Below are 16807 nucleotides of genomic sequence, written 5' to 3'. Positions count from 1 at the left end.
AACGATGGACATTATCGACGCGCAGGTGCACGCGAACATGCTGGGCACCGATGTCGCGCTGGCGATCATGGACGCGTTGGGCATCCAGGCGGCGGTGTTCGACGAATTCGAAAGCGCCAACGAAGACGGCACCCTGCGCCCGGGGTACCGCTTGTGCAATGGCTCCTTTCGCAACGTAGGACCCAACGCCGAGGCGGCCGCGTTGCAACACCCGGACCGGTTCGCCTTCCTGATGCGAGTGGACCCGACGGACCCCGGCCTCGAGTCGTGGATCGAGACGCTGACCGCCGCCCCCGGATTCAAGGCACTCCGCGCGACGGTCTTCACGCCCGCCGAGGGAGCGGTATTCGAGCGCGGCGAGCACGACCGGCTCCTGTGGGCCGCCCAATCGCACAACCTGCCCGTATTCGTCACGTGCCCGGGCCGGGTTCCGTATTTGACGCCTTACGTCGAACGTTTTCCGGGTGTCCAGTTCGTGGTGGACCATTGCGGTGTGGCATTCGACGCGCCGCCCGGCCAGGGCTCGATTGACGAGGCTTTGAAGCTGGCCCGCTATCCCAACGTCGCCTACAAATGGGCGCACGCCGCGTCCTTTCTTTCCACGGAGCCGCACCCGTTTGCCGATCTCGAGCCGAAATTACGCGGCGCGGTCGATGCTTTCGGGGCCAACCGCGTGATGTGGGCCAGCGATTACACGATGACGCGGCACCGTGCGAATTGGGCAGAGACCCTATTCAGCATTCGTGATTCCCCCTCACTGTCCGACGAAGAGAAGGCGTGGATTCTGGGGCGCACCGCACGGCAGATCCTGAACTGGCCGCCGCCGCAGGCCTAACAGGGCTGGGCCACAACCTCCGGTTGCTGCAGCGGAACCCGGCTCTTGGCGAACGGGCGCAGGTTCGGGCTCGCCAGGAAGCCGAACAGGGTTCCGGTCAGTCCGCCGGCGACCGCCTCGACCGTGGGCCCGCACAGCACGAAGTACACGAATGCGACGGCGACCAGGAACAGCCCGCTGTGCAGGGGCGTCCAGCGCGCCAGGGACGGCAGCCGGAAGGACAAACCGATGCCGAGCAGCAGCGCCAGCACGTGACCGATGGTGGTGAAGTCCATGCTCAGCGCCGCCGTCACCGCAACGCCGAGCCACCAGCCCGCCCACATGGCGCGCCAGCGCGACGGGATCGACGCGGTCAACGCGCCAAGCACACTCACCGCGCCATAACTCACGCCCACGTCCGTCGCGTGCGCGATGGAGGTGGGCAGCCAGCCGGCTTGCACGGCGAAGGTCAGCCAGATCGCGACGAGCAGAGTCGCACCCACGTGGCCCACCGCGAAGGCGAGAAGCAAACCCCGTCCGCGCCAGATGAGTTCGCCCAGCGCCAGCAGGCAGACCAGACCGGGCAGCCACGCGGCGATGTTGTCGCCGTCGCTGACGAAGGCGCTACCAACGAGCGTGCTCAGGCGCCCATGCGACAAGTTGTGCAGGTTGGTGCTCATTTGGCTCACGACGACTTCGCGTGTGGCCGAACCGAATTGCGACAGGGTGATCGCGACAGTGACGAGTGCCACCGCGTAAAGCGCCGTCACGCGAAGCGAAGCCGCGTGCGACAGCACGCGGGCAACGGCTCTCGCCCAACGGTTTTCAACGCTCAACACCGCACTCTCACCTTCACGTCCGCAACTAACAGAGCCAACGGGTGCGCCCGAAACGCATATTCCCCATCTGACTGCTCGGTAACCACGTCCGAACAGCGTCATGCCTCCACAATGCGGGCCGAACCCGCATGCAACAGCGCTTTTAACGAAGCCTTCACACACAGGCGGCAAATCTTCACAGATTTTGCGCAGGTCACAGCGCGCCGCGTCCGTCGCACTTATTCGAGACCCGCCGGGGTGAAGGGGACGTTATCCGGGGCGGCGTGGCGAGCGGCCAACAGCGCCCGCGCGGTGTCTCCGATCGGGATACGCAGTGGTAGTTGTGGCTTTTCGGCGGCGTCGGCGACCTCCGCAGCGACCTGCTCGGGGGTGATGATGCCGGCGCGCGGACCGCCGCCGCGCAGGATGGCGGTAAACGGGTCGTCGGGCAAGGTGTACGTCGTGACGTCGTCCAGCGCGCCGGAGGCGCGACGTGGCCGCCGCGTAGCCCTCCTCGAGCATGATCTGGCTCGTGGCGGCCACCAGCAAGTCGCGCGTCGTCGAGTCACGCGCCTTGGGTCGTCCGGATGCCGTCACACTGTGGTCCTATCACGCGGCGGGTTCGGCGTGCCCGAGCAGTGGTCGGACAGGAAAAGCGTTGATTAGCCGAGGTTTTCGACCCTAGATAGCGCGGCGTTCGATATTCAAGGTCCGTTACTTGACCGTCGTCCGGGCGGGGTGATAGGCATGGGAAGCCCAAATCGCTGGGCGATCGCTCAGGAAGGTGGGTGCGGGTTTGGTTGCCAAGACGGCTGTGGTGACCGGTGGTGCATCGGGAATCGGCCGCGCCGTCGCCGAACGATTGCGCCGCGACGGACTCCGGGTGGCCGTCATCGATCGTTCCCCCACCGACGACGAATTCGGCTACCTTGCTGACGTCACCGACCGCGCGCAGGTGGACGCCGCCGTCTCGGCGATCCGCGAGGCGCTCGGCCCGATTCTGGTGCTGGTCAACGCGGCCGGGGTGGAAGGCTTCAAGAAGTTCCTGGACATGTCGTTTGCCGATTGGACCAGGGTGATCAACGTCGACCTGCACGGCGTCTTCCACACCACTCAGGCGGTGCTGCCCGACATGGTGGAGGCGGGGTGGGGACGCATCGTCAACATCTCGTCGTCGAGCACCCACTCCGGGCAGCCGTTCATGGCCCACTACGTGGCAGCCAAGTCGGCCGTCAACGGGCTGACCAAGTCGCTGGCTCTCGAATACGGCCCGAGCGGCATCACCGTCAACGCCGTACCGCCGGGATTCGTCGACACCCCGATGCTGCGCAGCGCCGAGCGGCGCCACCTGCTCGGCGGCACCGTGGTGGAGCACATCGCGCGCACGCCGGTCCGGCGGGTCGGCCGGCCCGAGGACATCGCGGCCGCGTGTGCCTTCTTCGTCTCCGACGAGGCCGGCTACATCACCGGCCAGATCCTCGGCGTCAACGGCGGTCGAAACACCTAGCGGGGGAACATGTACGAGAGAGACGAACTCTTCATCGACGGCAAGTGGGCGGCACCGCAATCCGAGTCGGTCATCGTGGTGGTGTCGCCGCACAGCGAAGCGGTGATCGGCCGCGCCGCGTGCGCGGGACCCATGGATGTGAATCGGGCTATCGGGGCCGCCCGGGCCGCCTTCGATACCGGGCCGTGGCCGCGCATGCGGCCGGCCGAACGCGTCGAGGCGCTGGGCCGGCTGGCCGCGATCTATCAGGAGCGCCGGGCCGAGATGGCCGAGCTGATCTCCGCGGAGATCGGGGCTCCGATCAGCTTCGCCAAAATGGCGCAGGTGCGCCTGCCGTTGACCATGATCTCGGTTTTTTGCGGCCTGGCGGCCGATTACCAGTGGTCCCAAGAGCGACTGGGATTGTACGGCAACAACATTCGGATCGCCAAGCGGCCGGTGGGAGTCGTCGCCGCGATCGTCCCGTGGAACATGCCGCAGTTCCTCACCGTGACCAAGGTGGTGCCGGCGCTGCTGGCGGGATGTTCGGTGGTACTCAAGCCCGCGCCGGAGTCGGTGCTCGACGCGCAGTTGCTGGCCGAGCTGGTCGCCGCGGCCGATCTACCTCCCGGTGTGCTCAACGTGGTGCCCGGCGGCCGCCAGGTCGGCGAACTTCTGGTCAGCCACGGCGGTGTGGACAAAGTGTCGTTCACCGGCTCCACCGCGGCCGGACGCCAGGTCGCCCGCGCGTGCGCCGACGGACTCAGGCAGGTGAGCCTCGAATTGGGCGGCAAGTCCGCGGCGGTCGTGCTCGACGACGCCGACCCCGCGGCGACGGCCACCGGGATCCAGATGGCCAGCCTGGCCAACAGCGGACAGGTGTGCAACGCGCTCAGCCGCATCCTCGTGCCCGAGTCACGCAAGGACGAATTCGTCGACGCGCTGGCGGCCGGGATGCAGGCGATGACGGTGGGCGACCCGGCGGACCCTGACACCCAGATCGGTCCGCTGGTGGCACAGCGCCAACAAGAGCGTGTACGCGGCTACATCGAATCGGGCGAAAGCGAGGGAGCCCGCCTGGTGATCGGTGGTGCGGACATGCCCGACGGCCTCGAAACCGGTTGGTACGTAAGGCCGACGCTGTTCAGCGAGGCAAGCAACGACATGCGGATCGCCCGTGAGGAGATCTTCGGCCCGGTGCTGACCGTCATCTCCTACCGCGACGAAGACGAGGCGATCCGGATCGCCAACGATTCCGAGTACGGTTTGGCCGGTTCGGTGTTCACCGCCGACGTCGAGCGCGGCTACGGCGTCGCGGCCCGGGTACGGTCCGGTACCTTCGGGGTCAACGAGGGCTACATCATGGATCCGGCGGCGCCCTTCGGGGGTGTCAAGAACAGCGGCTACGGTCGTGAACTCGGGCCCGAGGGCATCGACAGTTACACGGTGAGTCAATCGATTTCGGTTGCCGCCGGGCACTGATCACAACTTCTTGACCCCTTGCACGATCCGGCCGAACGCCTGCGCCGACGCAAGCCCCTTGCGCAGGCTGCGCTGCAACATGCTCAGATTGGCCAGCACGGCGTAGCGGACTCCGTTGTCCCGCCACTGCGCGACCTGGTCGACGACTTCATCGGGGGTGCCGCACAGCGCCGAGTCCCTGATCACCTCCGGCGGGATGGCGGCCGTGTGGGACAAGGCGGCCTGTTCGTCTATGCCGGAGGGCAGGATGTCCTGCGCGCCCGAAAAGCCCGCTCCCAGTGGATGTTGCAAACCGTGGCGGCCGAAGACCTCGTCGGGCGAGTTCAGGCCGAAGGCCCGGACCATTCTGGAGTCGAGCGCCTCGTCGACGTCCTCGTGGGTGCGGCCGGTGACGACGAACAGCTGGATCGCCGGGAGGATAGCCATGGGGTCGCGGCCGGCGTCCGAGGCGGCGGACCGGACGGCATCCAGTCGCTGCTTGTAGTCCACCGGCCGGTGCGCGAAGGCGGGATAGTAGGCGTCGGCGTAGCGCCCGGCGGCGCGCAGCATCCGGGGCCCGTGGGCCGCGATCCAGATCTCGGGCCAGTTCCCCCGATAGGGCGGCAGATCGAACAGGGCATCGCGCAGCGGAAAGAACGGCGAGTCCCGGTTGACCAGCTCGCCACCCGAGTTCCACAGCGCGCGAATGGTGGCCATCGCCTCCTCGAAACGCGCGACCGGTTTGGACCAGTCAACGCCGTAGGGCTCGTTGCCCTCGCGTTCACCGGGGCCGATGCCCAAGATCGCCCGCCCGCGGGTGAGCAGGTGCAGCGTCGCGGCCGCCTGCGCGGTGACGGCGGGATTGCGGCGGCCGGTGTCGGTCACTCCGACGCCAAGGCGTAGCCGGCCGAGCCGGTGGCGACCGGAGAGGTGCCCGAGCATGGTCCAGGGTTCCATTGCGGCGTCGATGGTCGGCATGATTCTCGTTGCACCGCAATACTTTTGCTTCCACAACGAGCGCGGGAACAACTGGTTGAGGTGGTCGGGAACCCAGAACGAGTCCACGCCCCTGGCGACCGCGCTGAAGTAATCGGCCCGGGTGAACACCTCGGCCGACGGCCGGGACGCAATAATCGGGTCCATCACACCCACACGAAAATCGCCCACGGTTGCCCCTTTCGGCCGTGTTTGCTGCGCGCATCAGACTATCCGGATAACGAGGGGATCGCGTCCGCCGACGTTTGCCATCCTGCCGCTCGGGGCACATGCTGTGCCATACCGACCCATCGGACGAGAAGGCGAGAAATCGTGGCTGCCAGTTTCTCCGACGTCATCAAGTCGAAGTACCTGCTGTTGACGACGTTCACCAAAGACGGCCGCCCGAAGCCGACCGCCATCTGGGGAGTCCCCGACGGCGACACGCTCCTGGTGATCACCGACGACGGGTCGTGGAAGACGAAGCGGATCAACAACACGCCCAGGGTGACGATCGCCAAGAGCGGGTCGTTGGGCAAGAAGAAGAGCGACGAGGTCGAGGGCATCGCCCGGGTGCTGCCCAGGTCCGAGACGCGGCGCGTCTACAACGCGGTGCTCAAGCGGTACTGGTATCACGCGCCGTGGTTCTACGTGCACTCGATCGTGCGCGGCGGCATCGACAAGGTGCACGTCGGCCTGGAGATCAAACCGGGCACCTGACGACACCATCGAGGCGCTAGCCGCCGGCGCGCAGCGCCTCGATGGTGTCGGCCACCGTTTCATAGGGATCCCGATAGACGACGCCGAGGTCGCGCTCGCTCGGCGAATCGTCGGACGCCGGCATCTGGGTGTAGTACTGCATCCCGGCCGCGGTGAACGGCGTGCTGAACGGCAGATACGGAGTGGCAAGGTCGAGAACGGCTCCCGCGGCCCGGATCAGGGTGTCAGGAACCGGCACGGGAACCATCGTCGTGTTCCCCAACTCGCCGAACATGCTCGCCAACTCGGTGACGGGGACGCGGTGACCGCCGGCCATGTAGCGCCGCGGTCCGCGCCCGGGTTCCAGCAGCGCCGCGTGCAGCGCGGCCACGTCGCGGGCGTCCACGATCAGCCAGGCCGCTCCGCGACCCGGAACGAAGTGCAGGTCTAACAGCGACCGCACCCCCTGGCCGGCCTCACCGTATTGGTTGCCGACGGGCGGCCCGAGGACCATGCCGGGATAGGTGATGTTGACCGGCGCGCCGGCGTCCTGCAGCCCGCGGGCGTAGATGTCGACCTGCGCCTTGGACGTTCCGTAGCCGTCCGCCCCGCCGACCACCGGCAGATCCGCCGTCAGGATCTCCAGGTGGGGGTGAAACAGCGCGGTGAAGCTCGACACGTGCACGATCGGGTCCAGGCCCAGCTCGACGGCCTGCCCGAGCACATTCTGCGCGCCCTGCATGTTCGTCGTCAGCATCTCGTTGGTCTGGCGCGGGTCGGTTGCGACCAGCGCGGCGCCGTGCACGACGGCGTCGCAACCCTGCATCGCCTCCCGGACCGAGACGCGATCAGTGATGTCGCCCACCGCGACGTCCGACACGTCGACCCCCAGCTGGGCGACCGACGTGTGCAGCCGATCGGGGTTGCGCACCAGGAAACGCACCGAATGCCCCGCGTCGGAAATGGCCTTGGCGGTCCACCCGCCGACGAATCCTGTCCCACCCGTGATCAGAACGCGCATAGGGCGATTCTTGCAATGGCGGCGCGTCGCAGCGGCGGCGGGGCGAGCCTGCTACAGGTGGCTGACGACGTAGCTCGCGCCCTGTCCCGCCATGCCGTTCACGACATACGAAGCGTGGGCCGCGCCGTCGCTGCCGCCGCCGCAAATCGGATCGCCCGGGGCACACAACTGCAGCGTCTTGGGCTGATACAGCGGTCCGATGGCGATGTCTGGCGCGCCGTAATGCTCAAGGAACTGATTCGACGGTGTGCCGAAGAGGACGACGGCGGCGACGTGGTTGGCGACGTCGGGCGGCATAGGGGCGGGGACTGAGTCGGCGGAAACGCCCTTCGGGACAGCCGATGACGTGACGAAGCCCGCCACCGCCGCGCCCTGCGAGAAACCGCCCAGCACCTCCCGGGTCTTGGGGCAGCTGGCCGCCATCGACTCGATGTGCGAGCTGGCGTCGCGAATCCCGTCGATGAATGTCGCCGGGAAGGTGGGGCTGCCGAAGTCGCTGCTGGCCGGATAGTTCACCGGATACACCGCGAGCGTCCGTCCACCGAGGTCGCCGCGCAGGGCGTCGACGAAGCCCGAACCGATGCCGCCAACACCGGGCGGTTCACTGGTGCCGCGGGCGAACACCACATCGACATCGGGGCAGTCGGCGTGGGCCGGGGGCGCCGGTGCGCTCAGCCCGGCCGCGGCGGCCAGCACCGCTCCCGCTCCGACAGCCGCTGCCGCGCGGCCGATCCGTTGTGCAATCAATATGCAGACGCTCATCTCTTCCTAACGTTCCAAGGCGGCCGAAAGACCAGCAGGTTTACCGCTATCTTGAGTAAACCTGCTGGTCTGAACGGACGTCTACTTCTTGAAGGCGTCCTTCACCTTCTCGCCGGCATCCTTCAGGCTGGACTTGGCCTGGTCCGCGCGGCCCTCGTTCTTCGTGTCGTGGTCCCCGGTCACCCTGCCGACGGCTTCCTTCGCCTGTCCGCCGAGGTCCTCGATCTTGTTCTTGATCTTGTCTTCGGTGCTCATGCGCTGCGCTCCCTCTCCTAGCCTCGAATGCGGTCCAGCTGGGGCTACCCCCGGACGGGCGAATCCGAAACACCGGCGTGGGCCTCGGGTGGGCGTGGATCTGTCACCATGGGTTGCGTGGGCACCGCAATCGTGGTGGGGATCGTTGTGGTGCTGATGCTGCTGGGCATCGGGATGGTCACCAACCAGCTGCTGCGGCTCAGGAAGTTCCTGAAGCAGGCGCCGCCCGATCAAACGCCGGGTGACGACGGTCGGGAGGATCCCGACAACGTCGCCTGATGGCAACAGGCGGCTACCCCGACCAACGACTGGTGCGCGCCTCCGGTGCGGCCGCGGCGGCGGGTGGTTAACCTGCTGGGATGATCGCCGTCGGGCTCGCATCGTAGGCCAGGCGCGTGGGACCACTGCTGCTGGCGCTGGCCGGCCTCGCGCTGCTGGACTCCCTGAATGTGTTGAATGCCGGCGTCGTCTCGGCCGTCATCTTCAGCAGCCGGCTCAGTCGCCGGTCACCGGTGCCGGGCGCCCTGAGCTTCATCGCCGGGGTGTTCGCCGTGACGACCGCCTTTGGCCTGGGCACGGTGCTCGGGCTGACCTTCTTGACTCACCTCGTCGATTTTCACGTCACACCGGCCATCCGGTTCCGGGGCGAACTGATCCTCGGCGCGGCCCTGGTCGGCCTGGCGTTCTTCCCGTTGACGGCACAGTCGTCCGCGCCCGGCTGGGCGATGGCCGCGATGCGGGACCGTCCATGGCTGCTCGGCCTGCTCGGGCTGGCGGTGGGCACCGGGCAGGCGCCGACCGATGTGCCGTATCTGACGGCCCTGGCGATGCTGGCCGCGCTGCATCCGCGCCCGCCGATCTGGCCGTTGATGATCGTCGGCTACTGGGCGGTAGCGCTATCGCCGTCGCTGCTGATCCTGGGTCTCTCGATGCGGCAAACGGTGCGCGCCGCACGCATCCAGCGCGGCATCATGCGCGCCCTCACCCGCTACGGCCCGCTCTCAGTTCGGCTGCTGTTCCTGGTGTTCGGCGTCGGTCTGGTCGCCGATGCGTTGGTCAACCACAGCGCGCTGTGGTGAGCCGCGCGTTAACGGACTGTTCAGGTCCCGGCCGCAGCAGACCGGGTATGGGAACTGACATGAGCCGCCTCACAGTGATATCGACAGCAGCCCTCGCCCTGTCCGCGCTCCTGTTGCCCGCCCCGGCGGTCGCGAGCGCTGCTCCGGACAGCACCTCCGCCTATCTTGCGACTCTGTCGCAATACAACGTGCCCTACAAAGACCCGCTCCAGATCGTTCAGATCGGTACCGCGCTCTGCCACGACCTGCACCACGACAACGGTGACCCGCAACCGGCCGTGCAGAAGATCCAGAACTCTGGCTACACCCCTCAGCAGGCCGGCGTGATCGCCGCCACCGCGGTGTTGTCGTTCTGCCCGGACATGAACGAAGACACCAAGAAGGCCAGCAAGAGCTAGTAGTCCTAGCTCGTCTTCGCGAAGCCCCGGGGCAGGGTCAGCGGAAGATCGGCGTAGGTGGCGATGCCCGGCGCCGCGGCGACGACGGCGGGGATCGCGTTGATGGCCGGGACCGCCGTCATGATGTGGCCGAGGTCCATGAACTCCTCAAGCGTCGTGGCCTCGAAATACGGCGGCGGCAGGAAGCCGACCTTGGTCGTGACCGTCGGTTGCCCGTCGATCTGGATGACCCAGCCGTCCTGCTCGATCTGCCAGTCGGGGTCGAGCGTCTGACCCTTCTTCCACCGGACGTTCAGGTCGATGAGGGGTTTGCTGCCGACGATGCCCTGCCAGCTGATGTAGGTGCCCGCAACGTGCCCGGCGGGGATGGTCCAGGACGCCATCACGAGGTCCTCGGTGGTCTGGGCGAACTCGGCGACACACTTCACCTCGTCGAGCTCGACACCCAGCGCGTCGCCCACCAGCCGGACGGCCTCGCCGAAGATGGCCGTGCCCTTGGCGGCCATGGCCTGCAGGTCGGGGTGGTCGATCGGCTGGCCGAAGCCGACCGGCTTCTCGGTCTCCGGCGAGTCGTAGAAGGTGGTGTCGGCGGCCTCGTTGACGGTGACCTTGTCGATCCGGTTGCAGACCATGGCCGACACGATGGCCAGCAGTTCGGCGAAGCCCGGGCTGACGCCGGACCCGAAGATCGTCGCGCGGCCTTTCTCGGCGGCCTCCAGCAGCCGGTCGCGGCCATCGCTGAGGTTGTGCCCGGTGATGAACGACGCCGTGGTCACGATGTTGACGCCGGCGGACAGGATGCGCACCAGTTCGTCGACGCTGATCCACATCGGGTTGTAGACCACGCAGTCGGGCTTGAGCGCCAGTAGCTCGTCGATGTCGTTGGTGGCCGTGATCCCGAGCGGCGGGATCCCGGCGAGCTCGCCGGCGTCGCGCCCGGCCTTCTCCGGTGACCAGGCGTAGCACCCGACCAGTTCCAGGGTGGGGTTGCCGACGATCGATTTCAGCGAGCTCTTTCCGACGTTTCCGGTGTTCCACTGCACGACGCGATAGGTGTTTGGCACTCGCTCAGCATAGGGAATTGTTCGCACGCTTAATAGGCGGACTCCGAAGCCAAAATCTCGGCCAGAAACGCGTCGGCCGGCGGCTGGTCCAGCCTGCTGTGCGCCCAGCGGCGGATCCGGTCGCGGGTCTCGCGGCTCTCGGTCGTGTCGGCTCCGACGGTCACCGCGGTCGCCGCCCAGTCGTGATCCCAGGCTGCCGACTCGGTGATCGGCTGTTGCTCGGCGTCGACCAGGGGAAGCGCCGCGCGGCCCTCGCCGTCCAGAACCCCGGCCCCGCTGATCGCTCCGGACCGCAATCGCACCGCGATCCCGGAGGGCAGGTCGGGCCCGATAATCGCCGCGCGCACCAATGCCCCGGACGCCTCGACGGTCCAGTCGACGGTGTTCTCGCCCGCGTCGAAGATGGCCGGCGGAACCGCGGTCCAGTTGATGGATGCGACGCCCCGGGCGATCGACGAGCCGCGAGGGCCCGCGTCGGCGCCCGCGGCCAGGGCGTAGTCGTCGCGGCGCCCGCTCGGTATCGACAACGCGCTCGAATCATCAAGGGCCGCAATGAGTTCTGCCCACGGATCTTTGTCGACACCGACCTCGTCGGCCAGCTCGGCGCCCGCGCGCACCAAGTTCGCGATCCGCCCGTCGTCGCTGCGGACATAAGCGAACAGCGCCGTCGCATGCGGCGTCAGCAGCCCGGTGACGTCCGAATCCAGCGTGTCGTCGGCGAAGAAGTCCTGCGCGTCGGCGGTCAGCAGCGCGACCTCGACGTCGAGCAGCGCGCGGTCCAGGCTTGCGATGCCCTCCCGCTGACTCGCCGGCCACCAGCGCCGCAGCCAATGCCCGACGGCCAGCCGACGCAGCGGCTCGACCGAACCCGGCACGATGTCGACTCCGGTCAGCTCGACGCTGGTCGCGCCGTCCGCCGCGTCCGCGGCGCCGGCCAGCGCGACGTGCCCGGCCTCACCGAACACCCGCCACAGCCAGTCCGCGCGCGACAGATCGGTGAAGGTGATCTGGGCTCGCCCTTCGCCGGGTGGATCGTCGATCGTCCAGGACAGCACGGCACCACTGACTTCCAGCACCGCGGCCAGCGGCGTGTGGGCGCTGGCTGGCCCGACCGTCCAAAGGCCGGCGTCGGCAACCAATTTCATCCGGCCACCTGCAGTTCGAGCATGGACTTGATGCGCTGGCGGTGGTCGAGGCTGACCGAGCGCGCGACCCCTTCCAGCAGGGAACGCATGTCGTCGACGTCGTCGCAGGGCTCCTGCCAGACGTCGCGCCCGTGCAGCCGCGCCCACAGCCGGCTCAGGTACGGCTGCGGGTAGGCCGCGAGGTCGTCGACGACCTGCTGCTGGCGCGGGTGGATCGGGCCGCCCTCGGCGAGGTAGCGCCGGGCGTGCAGGACGTATGCCTCCTTGCGCAGCCGCGCCTGGATCCGCGCCGCCAAGGCGTAGCGGCTGGCGACCGACCGGTCCAGCGGCGCCAGCTCGACGGCCACCTCGATGCCGGCGACCAGCGTCGCCTGTTTGTCCTCCGCCAGCAGCCCCCATGGAGCGCAGGCGCGGTCGACCTCTTCCTCGCAGAGCAACGGGATGTCGGGCAAGGCGTCGCGGTCCAGGGCGCGGCGCAGGGTCGCGCGCACCCGGTCCACCACGCTGCGATCGAGCGGGCGATCGCCGTCTGCGCCGCCGGCGATATGCGGGGGGCGTTGCGGCGCAACCGAACTCAAACCCAGCTTGACGATCGACCAGGGCAGCTCGGCCGATTCGACTCGCACCAGCGCGCCCAGGTTGTACGGGGTGTTGTCGCTGATCATCGCCGACCAGACCCGCTGGCGGGCCGTCGCCGCGCGGTGGCTGTGCGCGGGCCCGAGCACGGTCGCGAGCTCGGCCAGAAACGGATCGGTCGCGGTCTGGCCCGGCCTTACGTCACGCCAACTGCGTTCGAGCTGATCGGTCAGCGTGGCCACGACGTCGGGGCCGGCCACGTGCTGGTGCAAGACCTCGATCGCGGTGCGGTCGCGGCCCTGGTGAATCTCGCGCAGTACGGTGGCCGCGGTATCCCGATCTTCCGGTGCCGGTGCGCCTTTGGTGACGGCCAGCTCGTAACACACCGGAAAGTAGAGCTCCTGGGCGTTTCCGGAACGGATCCGCTGCCTGCGGCGCTCGAGCTTGAGAACCTCGAACCATGCCGCGGCGGAACGTAATTCGGAGGCGCTGCTCACGATCATTTCGTGCATGGCCGCGGCGGTGTCGGGGCTGACCACCGGGGCCGAATACTGCGGGTTCGACCGCAGTCGCAGCACCAACGGGTCGATGATGCGTTTGACGGTGCGGGTCAGGGGTCCACCACCGTCGCTGCTGAGCACTTCTACGCCGAGCCCGATTGCCCGCCACGCCTGGTCGATCACCGACCGGCGTGGATGGCCTGCGGCCACGGCGGTGGCCAGCTGCGAGTCCGCACTCATCAGCACAGGATAGGGGCTTTCCGAAAATACCGGCAGCCAAAAAGTTGGGTTCGGTAGCCGTCCGGCACGCAGACCCTGGACCCATGAAGAAGTGGATGACAGTCCTGCCCAACGCCCGGCGGTTGGCGTTTTGGCGGCGTGGTGATCCCGCTCGTACCGTCGGCATCGGCACGGTCCGCGAGGTCGCCGGTGAGCGGCAGATATTCGTCGAGGTGGTCGCCGTGTCGGGAGAGACGTTCATCGGCAGATTGGCGCGCGGTGAAGACGGTGTGGACGCGTCGGTGTTGCGGCCCGGCCTGGTTGTTCTGGTCGCGTTCGATCCCGCTGCCCGCGAGAAGCTTTCGCTGCCCGATGACGTGCTGGCCGTGCACGCGTCGTGGCTGGCCGCGGTCTGAGCGCTACCGTGCGCCGTCGACCGCGAACGTGACCAGCGCGGCCCAGTACAGCGGGTTGGCGGTGCGGTCTCCGTCTCGCCAGCGCCGCATCTGTTCGCGTTGCCATCGATTGACCGCGCACCCCGCGTCGTCGGCTTCGTGCGCGAGGTCGACGGCGACGACCACCTCAGCCATCGGATCGGCCGCGTCGCCTGCTCCCGCGGCGAATTGGCGGTAGGCGGTCGTGGTGGGCAGCGACCACAGCGTGGCGGTGACCAACTGTGCACCGCCCAGAATCATCGCCGCGACCAGACCGGTCGCCTCGTCGAATCGATAGTCGCCGCCCGATCCGCAGGCCAGCAGGGCCACCCGCGGCGGCATCGGCAGCCGCATCGACATCAGGTCGGACGCGGTAAGCGGACGATGGTCACCGATGGTGTCGGCGTCGCCGGAGGCCGCGGCGGTACAGGCCAGGTGCAGGGCCGCGCGGTCGGCTTGGGCGGCGTGATCGTGCTGTGCGTCAGCAGAACTCGCATGCCCGACGTAGAGCAGCCTGCTGGGGGTCTGCGACAGCATTTCTGCCAGCCAGCCGCGGTCGGCATCCTGACGGCGGAACAGTTCGACCGCCTCGTCGACTGCAGGAAGCACCGCCCGGCGGCTCATCAGCTCGGCAAAGTGTTGTGCCAGTTGCGTGTCGGCCGCAGGCCTGCCGAGCACCGACCCAAGCGAGGAGTCTGGGCGTTGTCCCGGCACGCGCGAGTCGAGGACCAAGAGCGGCGGACCGTCCTGGCGAGTATCCCATCGCGCCGGGGTGCGCGGTGCGTGCACGATATTGGCCGGAACCGCCATCAGCACGTCGACCAATTCCATCAGTCGATGGCCGTCGGTGTGATCGCTGATATTTGTCAGCTGCCACGGGATCCGGGCGGCCACTCGCCCGCTGGTGGTGATGGCGTCCTGACGGGCCCGCACCAATTCCTCTTTGCTCGGGCCCGATTTCGGCACCGCCAGCAGCCCCCACGGGACGGCGGCCAGCCGCGCGCTGGGAGCCACGAACAGCGCGGCGCGCGGCGAGGCCACGCACTCCGTCAATAGCTGCCAGCCCTGAGTCGAGATCAGCAGCACACCCAGGATGTATGCGACGGTGAGCTCGGTGTCGATGTTCGCGAACGCCCCGGTGGCCAAAGCTCTTTCGATGGCGTCGCGGCGGCTCTCGCTGCCATGCGGTTCGGGGATGGCGTCGGTCAGCTCTTCGGTGGCGGCCAGCAGCAGCGGCTCCTCCACCACCCAGGTGACGGTCCGTGACGGCTGCCCGACGATCCGCAGGCTGCCGTAGGTGGCGATCCCGAGGTCGGCGTAACGCAGGACAAGGGTGAGCCGGTCGCTCATGGCCAGGTCGACCAGGCGGGCTCGGCGGCGGTGACGTCGCGGCCGTAGCGCTGCAGCGCCAGCGCGCGATAGTGACTCATGATCGGCGGGCTGTCGGGTTGCATCTGTAGCGGCGGCAACGGGCCGAGCCGATGCAGCGATCGGCCGGCACCCGCGGGCGGACCGGCGGCGGCCAGCGCCGGTTCCGGGTCGGTGTCGACGAGCACGGCGGTGGTGGCCGCCGATGCCCATTCGCCGATCACGGACCGCCGCGGATCGGTGTCGAAAGTTCCACGCGCGCTCTGGTATTCGACGAGCTCACTGATCAGCTGAGTGTTCTCCCACTCGTACGCGACCGCGAACGCGCCGGCCAGGATGGGGGCCGAAATGCTGGTCGCCCAGCGGGCTCGGGTGTCGGCGTCGGCGATCGAGAAACGTACCGAGTCGACGGCCAGCGCGGCCGGCACCTTGAGCTCCGCGGCCTGTTCGAGTTTGGTCATCGCGCGAAAGTACTCGGGTGTGCCGACCTCGCCGCGCAGGACGCCGAGCCCCTCGGCCTGCCGGGCCTCGGTTTCTTCCAGCGGTTCGTCGGGATCGCCCGAGCTGTCGAAACCTAGGTCCGCCAACGCATCCGCGCGCCACACGGTGCCGAGGTGATTGTCGAGTTGGGCGTACTGCAGCCAACTGTTGCGGGGCGACGAGTCGAGCAGCTCCCGGGCCTGGGCGATCAGCTCTACGGCTTCGGCAAACTTGCTCCAGAAGATCGCTATCCAGCTGCGCTGCAACAAGATTCTGTGCAGATACAATGGCTTTCCCAGCTCGCGCCAGTGCCGTTCGGCGTGCTCCCAGGACTCGTCGGCGGCCTTGAGTTCGCCAACTGCTAACCGAGTGAGCCCCAGGTACAGCCAGCACCGGGCGACGTCGTGGGCTCGCTGGTATCTCGCGATGACGGGGAAGGCCTCGGAGACTAGCTGCTCGGTGCCCGCGTGGTCGCTGACCAGCCAGCGCGCGGCCGCCAGTTCCAATTGTGTTCTGGCGTACGCTAATTCCCATCCCCGGGCCCGCGCCCTGGCCCCGGCGCGACGCAACCAGGGCTCGGCCTCGGTCAGCCGTCCCGTCTCCACGCAGAACCTGCCGTACGCGGTGGACGCGGCCACCCGCAGCTGGTCGTCGAACTCGGTGTCGCCCAGGCGGTCGATCGCATCGAGCACGTGCTCCCACAACGGGGCCGACCGGACGTGCAGGTCGTCGTCGCACAGCGCCGTCGCGCACAGGACCTGCGCGTGGACGATCAGGCGGGCGTGCTCGTCGTCCAGCTCCGGGAACGCGTCGTCGGCCCGGCTCAGCTCGGACAGTGCCGCCTCGGCGCCTTCGTGGTCGCCCTGCGCGGCGGCCACGCCGGTCTGCAGGAACTGCGCTCGACGCGAAAAGCGACGGATCATGTGGGCGATGTCGGCTGCGGGCATCGAGGCCTGACTGGCGGCTTCCGGCATGGTGCCGGCCATGATTCCGGAGTAGATCGCCAGGCAGTCGCAGATGCGCCGGATACATTCGTGCACTGCGTCATTCGCGCCCCGCGCCAGGTAGATATCGCCCAGCTGCGCGAAGACTTCCAGGATCTGCTCGTCGCGGTCTTCGGCCTCGATCGCCGGTACTAGGGACAGCAGGAGGTCGTGGGCGCCGGTTTCGTCGGCGACCAGCGCCAGGCGGCGGGCTCGCTCCAATTCGCCGGAGATCGACACGGCTGCATCATAAGTCCGGACGGGCCGGTG

At 68.1% G+C, this 16807-nt stretch carries 19 protein-coding genes and 1 pseudogene; 8 read left to right on the top strand and 12 right to left on the bottom strand.

Going from position 1 to position 16807, the window contains the following annotated elements; all coding sequences use genetic code 11:
• Positions 1 to 4: 4 nt before the first annotated feature.
• A complete protein-coding gene (locus tag MSG_RS23625) occupies positions 5 to 835 on the top strand; it encodes an amidohydrolase family protein (RefSeq protein WP_170063180.1) in 831 nt (276 codons plus the stop codon).
• Here the strand turns inward: MSG_RS23625 and MSG_RS23620 are convergent.
• From MSG_RS23620 to MSG_RS26275, 3 genes and pseudogenes are all read right to left on the bottom strand, one after another.
• The gene (locus tag MSG_RS23620; protein WP_142404482.1) at positions 832 to 1584 is read right to left on the bottom strand and encodes a rhomboid-like protein; all 753 of its coding nucleotides are present in this window, start codon (positions 1582 to 1584) and stop codon (positions 832 to 834) included. The genes MSG_RS23625 and MSG_RS23620 overlap by 4 nt on opposite strands.
• Before the next feature lie 287 nt (positions 1585 to 1871).
• Positions 1872 to 2084: a hypothetical protein gene (locus MSG_RS23615; RefSeq protein ID WP_181159187.1), complete on the bottom strand. Its 213-nt coding sequence runs from the start codon at positions 2082 to 2084 to the stop codon at positions 1872 to 1874.
• A gap of 34 nt (positions 2085 to 2118) precedes the next feature.
• Positions 2119 to 2229: pseudogene (locus tag MSG_RS26275) on the bottom strand (TetR/AcrR family transcriptional regulator); the annotation flags it as partial.
• 199 nt (positions 2230 to 2428) lie between these two features.
• Here MSG_RS26275 and MSG_RS23605 point away from each other — a divergent pair.
• Both MSG_RS23605 and MSG_RS23600 read left to right on the top strand, forming a co-directional pair.
• Complete coding sequence (locus MSG_RS23605; RefSeq protein ID WP_096444767.1) at positions 2429 to 3139, top strand: SDR family NAD(P)-dependent oxidoreductase; 711 nt, start codon at positions 2429 to 2431, stop codon at positions 3137 to 3139.
• Between the two features lie 9 nt (positions 3140 to 3148).
• Positions 3149 to 4600, top strand: coding sequence for an aldehyde dehydrogenase (locus MSG_RS23600; protein WP_096443498.1), 1452 nt, complete (start codon positions 3149 to 3151; stop codon positions 4598 to 4600).
• Here MSG_RS23600 and MSG_RS23595 read toward each other — a convergent pair whose 3' ends face one another.
• Positions 4601 to 5746, bottom strand: a complete 1146-nt coding sequence (locus MSG_RS23595; RefSeq protein ID WP_096443496.1) for an LLM class flavin-dependent oxidoreductase — start codon at positions 5744 to 5746, stop codon at positions 4601 to 4603.
• 141 nt (positions 5747 to 5887) lie between these two features.
• On the opposite strand from MSG_RS23595, the gene MSG_RS23590 reads away from it, so the two are divergent.
• Positions 5888 to 6274, top strand: coding sequence for a PPOX class F420-dependent oxidoreductase (locus tag MSG_RS23590; protein ID WP_096443494.1), 387 nt, complete (start codon positions 5888 to 5890; stop codon positions 6272 to 6274).
• Between the two features lie 16 nt (positions 6275 to 6290).
• On the opposite strand, the gene MSG_RS23585 is transcribed toward MSG_RS23590, so the two are convergent.
• The 3 genes from MSG_RS23585 to MSG_RS23575 all read right to left on the bottom strand — a co-directional run bounded on the left by MSG_RS23585 (position 6291) and on the right by MSG_RS23575 (position 8291).
• The gene (locus MSG_RS23585) at positions 6291 to 7274 is read right to left on the bottom strand and encodes an SDR family NAD(P)-dependent oxidoreductase (protein WP_096443492.1); all 984 of its coding nucleotides are present in this window, start codon (positions 7272 to 7274) and stop codon (positions 6291 to 6293) included.
• Positions 7275 to 7325: 51 nt separating this feature from the next.
• The gene (locus MSG_RS23580; protein ID WP_096443490.1) at positions 7326 to 8036 is read right to left on the bottom strand and encodes a cutinase family protein; all 711 of its coding nucleotides are present in this window, start codon (positions 8034 to 8036) and stop codon (positions 7326 to 7328) included.
• A gap of 81 nt (positions 8037 to 8117) precedes the next feature.
• Positions 8118 to 8291 (bottom strand): CsbD family protein, encoded by a 174-nt coding sequence (locus tag MSG_RS23575; RefSeq protein ID WP_096443488.1) that lies wholly within the window; start codon positions 8289 to 8291, stop codon positions 8118 to 8120.
• Between the two features lie 117 nt (positions 8292 to 8408).
• Between MSG_RS23575 and MSG_RS25265 the strand changes: the two genes are divergently transcribed.
• The 3 genes from MSG_RS25265 to MSG_RS23565 all read left to right on the top strand — a co-directional run bounded on the left by MSG_RS25265 (position 8409) and on the right by MSG_RS23565 (position 9768).
• Positions 8409 to 8570, top strand: coding sequence for a hypothetical protein (locus MSG_RS25265; protein WP_162899115.1), 162 nt, complete (start codon positions 8409 to 8411; stop codon positions 8568 to 8570).
• 116 nt (positions 8571 to 8686) lie between these two features.
• Positions 8687 to 9370, top strand: coding sequence for a GAP family protein (locus MSG_RS23570; RefSeq protein ID WP_096443486.1), 684 nt, complete (start codon positions 8687 to 8689; stop codon positions 9368 to 9370).
• Positions 9371 to 9429: 59 nt separating this feature from the next.
• On the top strand, positions 9430 to 9768 hold the full coding sequence (locus MSG_RS23565; RefSeq protein WP_162899274.1) for a DUF732 domain-containing protein: 339 nt from the start codon (positions 9430 to 9432) through the stop codon (positions 9766 to 9768).
• A gap of 5 nt (positions 9769 to 9773) precedes the next feature.
• Here MSG_RS23565 and MSG_RS23560 read toward each other — a convergent pair whose 3' ends face one another.
• Genes MSG_RS23560 through MSG_RS23550 form a run of 3 tightly spaced genes read right to left on the bottom strand, consistent with a single transcriptional unit; the run spans position 9774 to position 13293 of the window.
• Positions 9774 to 10832, bottom strand: coding sequence for an NAD(P)H-dependent amine dehydrogenase family protein (locus tag MSG_RS23560; RefSeq protein ID WP_096443482.1), 1059 nt, complete (start codon positions 10830 to 10832; stop codon positions 9774 to 9776).
• A 29-nt stretch (positions 10833 to 10861) separates the two neighbouring features.
• On the bottom strand, positions 10862 to 11977 hold the full coding sequence (locus tag MSG_RS23555; protein ID WP_096443481.1) for a hypothetical protein: 1116 nt from the start codon (positions 11975 to 11977) through the stop codon (positions 10862 to 10864).
• Positions 11974 to 13293, bottom strand: a complete 1320-nt coding sequence (locus tag MSG_RS23550) for a hypothetical protein (RefSeq protein ID WP_096444766.1) — start codon at positions 13291 to 13293, stop codon at positions 11974 to 11976. Before MSG_RS23550 ends, MSG_RS23555 begins: the two co-directional genes overlap by 4 nt.
• 44 nt (positions 13294 to 13337) lie before the next feature.
• Here MSG_RS23550 and MSG_RS23545 point away from each other — a divergent pair, with 44 nt between their 5' ends.
• Entirely contained in the window at positions 13338 to 13688 is a 351-nt protein-coding gene (locus MSG_RS23545; protein ID WP_373421161.1) for a hypothetical protein, read from the top strand.
• 3 nt (positions 13689 to 13691) lie between these two features.
• Here MSG_RS23545 and MSG_RS23540 read toward each other — a convergent pair whose 3' ends face one another.
• Together MSG_RS23540 and MSG_RS23535 are read right to left on the bottom strand one after the other, a co-directional pair.
• The gene (locus tag MSG_RS23540) at positions 13692 to 15056 is read right to left on the bottom strand and encodes a CHAT domain-containing protein (RefSeq protein ID WP_181159186.1); all 1365 of its coding nucleotides are present in this window, start codon (positions 15054 to 15056) and stop codon (positions 13692 to 13694) included.
• Positions 15053 to 16777, bottom strand: coding sequence for a hypothetical protein (locus tag MSG_RS23535; protein WP_096443477.1), 1725 nt, complete (start codon positions 16775 to 16777; stop codon positions 15053 to 15055). Before MSG_RS23535 ends, MSG_RS23540 begins: the two co-directional genes overlap by 4 nt.
• Between the last annotated feature and the right edge of the window lie 30 nt (positions 16778 to 16807).

Source organism: Mycobacterium shigaense (assembly GCF_002356315.1).
Lineage (GTDB): Bacteria > Actinomycetota > Actinomycetes > Mycobacteriales > Mycobacteriaceae > Mycobacterium > Mycobacterium shigaense.
The sequence above is the reverse complement of the archived record's forward strand: the minus strand, read 5'-3'. Positions and strand labels throughout refer to the sequence as shown.